Raw genomic sequence first — 4,045 nt, 5'->3', positions numbered from 1 at the left:
CGTAATGGAAGCAGCACTGCGTACGGCATACTTCGCGATAACGAAGAAAGAACTAGAAGATGTAAACTTCACCGCAGTAAGAGGCCTAGAAGGCGTAAAAGAAGCGACGATATCTATCGACGGTAAAGACGTCCGCGTCGCTGTAGCACACTGGATGTCGAACATCGAGACCGTCCTCGACCGCATACGGAAACGCCGCGACGAAGGCGGTGAACCTTATTACCATTTCATCGAAGTCATGGCATGCCGAGGAGGATGCGTCGGCGGAGGAGGACAACCATACGGCGCTACCGACGAGATACGTACAAAACGCGCTGCAGGGCTTTATAGAGACGACGAAAAGAGCACCTTCCGATGCTCGCACCACAATACCAGCATAATAACACTATATAAAGAGTTCCTCGATAAACCACTGAGCAAGACGGCACACAAATACCTACACACCGCATATAAAGAAAGAAGACAATATTTACATTGAGCATTGAACATTGAACATTGAGCAATGAGCAATAGAAAGTAACTTTTTTACTGATAACTGATCATTGATCACTGTTTATACGCTATCCGCTATAATAATCACATTGTCATGACGACATGCTCGCACAGCGAAAGATCGCGGTATATAGCGTCGACGTCTTCACGACCCTGGGCGACGAACGTCACAGTAATAGAAAGATATGTCCCTTTGGCACTCTCTTTCCGCGAAACGACAGTGAAAATATCTTCGCCACCATGCTTTTTGAGAATCTTGCCGACGGCAGCTTCGAAATCCTCGGAAACTTTACCCATAATCTTTATAGGGTATTCGCAGGGAAATTGTAGTTCTTGTTCTTTTTCTTCCATATCAATCCTAATATAAATTTCTTTAACCGACTCTACAGCATGCCATAAAAAGCTTTTTTATTGCAAAGGCATAAGCGATACACTATAATCGTATTTTTCATCCACCATAAAGAAAAATTACTATGGAACCAGCAGCAGCTCCTGGAACAGCTATGTCATCAATTCCCGCTGATGATAAGGACCTTGGAAATGGTTTTTGTGATCCATCAGAAATACTGTCGGGTATAACTCCTGACGCCGACATAGCACTAATTCCTTTTTTTAGAGCTATGGAAGCTTGCCCTAGAGAACTCAATATGGAAATCGAAGTCCCTTACCATATTCGTCATAGATTTAATCATTGTAAGGAAACAGAAAATACGTATGGACCCATAAAGATGTTAGTTCATCGCATAAAGATGTTAGTTCTTCGTATTTTACAAATATGTAAAACAAAACACGCAATAAAAAAACTAAAAGCTGAGCGTAGCCTAGAGATAAGAGCTCTACCACTTGCTATACAATCGCCAGAAGAAGTCAAAGAAGATATGTGTTATAAACACGGCTTAGAAATCAATAGTAGGCTCGCCAACTTCACTCTTCGCCTTTGCGCCATTACTCGTCATATAGCAACAAAAGAAGATTACAGCGCAATAAGCAGCCGTGTCCACGAATACCTCGATGGATATCCTTCATACCACTACGACGATTTAAAAAAAATGTTACTACTACTCCTAGGGTTTGAAGAAGACTCTGAAAAAACAAGTTTTTTTGATGCTTTTATAGAATCTAAAAATCAAGAACTTAAAGAAAGCGCAACCAAATTCAAGGAATTCTCAGAAAAGCTCGCCAAAGAAACTAATATAGATCGCTTATCCCAAATTATGGCCAGTGATAATCCTATTCCTGAACCTGTCAACATCATCACTACTTTTTTAAGTTTCGAAAAGCCTTTTCGTACAGCATTATTAGGACAACAAGATCTCGATGTAGAAACTAAAAAGCAGTTAGATAACATTGGTAACTCACTGCATTCGCAACTGGTCAAAATGGCTGCTTTAATGCAAGAAAGAACAGCGTCTAGAGACAACACATATGCCGTCCGCCCGTCTTCTTCCTTTTGCTAATATCAAATTATAATAATCAATAAATTAATTTTTTATTATTAATGCTTTATTTTATTGATAGTCAATGGTATAATCTTTGTTTAACAACCAAAAAAGCGAGATTATATGTCATTTTCAGACCTAAACTTAAATTCAGAAATATTAAAAACTATCGAAGAAGCTGGATATACAACACCAACACCAGTACAAAAACAAGTAATCCCTAAAGTCTTAGAAGGCCGCGACCTTCGAGCTTCAGCGCCAACAGGAACAGGAAAGACCGCTGCTTTCATCCTCCCCGCACTAAACCGTATTATGACAGAACCAGAAACCAAAGGCCGTGGTCCTCGTATCCTTATACTCGTCCCTACCAGAGAACTGGCAATGCAGGTAGCTTCACAGGCAAGCAAATATAGCAAACGCCTTCCACGCGTTAAAACAGTATGTATCTACGGCGGAGCACCATATTATGCGCAAAACCGTGACCTCGCAGGAAAATACGAGATATTAGTCGCTACACCAGGACGCCTTATCGACCATATCGAACGCGGAAAGATAAACTTCTCAAGGCTAGAACTCCTCGTCCTCGACGAAGCAGACCGCATGCTCGACATGGGATTCATCGAACCTGTAGAACTGATAGCATCAAAGACGCCAAGCAACAGACAGACACTGCTGTTCTCAGCGACACTTAAAGGCTCCGTACTGAAACTATCAGAACGTCTGCTTAACAACCCTATGGAGATCACAGTAAGACACAGCAAAGAAGAATATGAGAATATCGAACAGCGTATGCACTACGTCGACGATATATACCATAAACAAGAACTTCTTAACCACTTTCTTGAAGATCAGAACATCGAACAGGCATTGATCTTCACCTCAACAAAGATCCAAGCCGACCAGCTCGCCAACCAACTTAACGAATTCGACCACAAAGTTGCAGCACTACACGGCGATATGAACCAAAGACAGAGAACACGGACTATCATGAGAATGCGCGAAGGAAAGATTAAAATCCTCGTAGCTACAGACGTCGCAGCACGAGGTATCGACGTAAAGACAATAAGCCACGTAATAAACTTCGATATGCCAATGAACCCAGAAGACTACGTTCACCGTATCGGCAGAACAGGAAGAGCAGGATGTAAAGGCCTAGCGCTGTCATTCGTATCATCAAGAGACTATAAGATGATAAAAATTATAGAACACTTTACAGGACAACAGCTCGACTTCCAGACAGTCCCCGGCATGGAACCTAAGAAAAAAATGATGTCTTCGACGAAACCAATGCGTAAAAAAAGACCTTTCTCAAAGACACACCGTAATAATAGGCCCTCTTCTTCGACACATCGTAATAAGAAACCTTACTCGTCGGCAACAGACGGAAATAAGAGATCTTACTCGTCGGAACAAGGAACGAAAAAACCCTTCGCCTCGAGAACAGACGGAAATAAAAGACCTTACTCGTCGGAACAAGGAACGAAAAAGCCGTTCGCCTCGAGAACAGACGGAAATAAGAGGCCTTACTCACCGTCACAAGGAACAAAAAAACCGTTCTCATCAAGAAAAAGCAACAACAGTTCTTTTTCAGAAACAGACGGTAATAAAAAGTCATTTTCGTCAAAAGGCGGAAATAAAAGACCTTTCGCATCAACACAGCGCAAAAAGAAACCAGCATTCTCAGCGACACAGAATAAAAAAGGTGGATTCCGACATAAAGCAGGCAGTGCCTCAAAAAGCTTCTAAATTCGGAGATCGGAAATAGGACTTTTACAACGGAGACGCGGAGAGACACGGAGAGCACGGAGAAAGCAGGTTTTTTGCCACAGAGGACACAGAGTACCCACAGAGGATACACAGAGAGGAAAAAGAATATGGCTGGGGGATTCTCCCCCAGACCCCCTTTTTCATTGAACATTGAATAAACCCGGACACGGCAGTGCCCCCTCTCGTCGTTGTCGTAAAAGTAAGATTGTATCTTTACGTTTGTTATAAGAAAAACAAAGAAAGGAAGTACAATCAATGACAATGGCGACAGCTGTGCGTCCGCTGCGCGCGCTCTGCGCAGTGGGCGCGCTCTGTGTTCTCTGTGGCTCTGTGGTAAAAAAATCGGT

General features: G+C 42.4%; 4 protein-coding genes. 3 read left to right on the top strand and 1 reads right to left on the bottom strand.

The window, feature by feature from the left end; genetic code table 11:
- Positions 1 to 478: ferredoxin (locus tag HN980_01515; protein MBT6928164.1), on the top strand; the 478-nt coding region annotated here is incomplete at its 5' end.
- Between the two features lie 98 nt (positions 479 to 576).
- Here HN980_01515 and HN980_01510 read toward each other — a convergent pair.
- The gene (locus tag HN980_01510; protein ID MBT6928163.1) at positions 577 to 843 is read right to left on the bottom strand and encodes a DUF493 domain-containing protein; all 267 of its coding nucleotides are present in this window, start codon (positions 841 to 843) and stop codon (positions 577 to 579) included.
- 122 nt (positions 844 to 965) lie between these two features.
- On the opposite strand from HN980_01510, the gene HN980_01505 reads away from it, so the two are divergent.
- Positions 966 to 1,949 carry a hypothetical protein gene (locus HN980_01505; GenBank protein ID MBT6928162.1) on the top strand — a complete coding sequence of 328 codons (984 nt, stop codon included), beginning with the start codon at positions 966 to 968 and terminating at the stop codon, positions 1,947 to 1,949.
- Between the two features lie 105 nt (positions 1,950 to 2,054).
- On the top strand, positions 2,055 to 3,677 hold the full coding sequence (locus HN980_01500) for a DEAD/DEAH box helicase (protein MBT6928161.1): 1,623 nt from the start codon (positions 2,055 to 2,057) through the stop codon (positions 3,675 to 3,677).
- Positions 3,678 to 4,045 lie beyond the last annotated feature (368 nt).

The organism is Waddliaceae bacterium (genome assembly GCA_018694295.1).
Classification (GTDB): Bacteria; Chlamydiota; Chlamydiia; order Chlamydiales; family JABHNK01; genus JABHNK01.
This window is presented reverse-complemented; position numbering and strand designations above follow the sequence as displayed.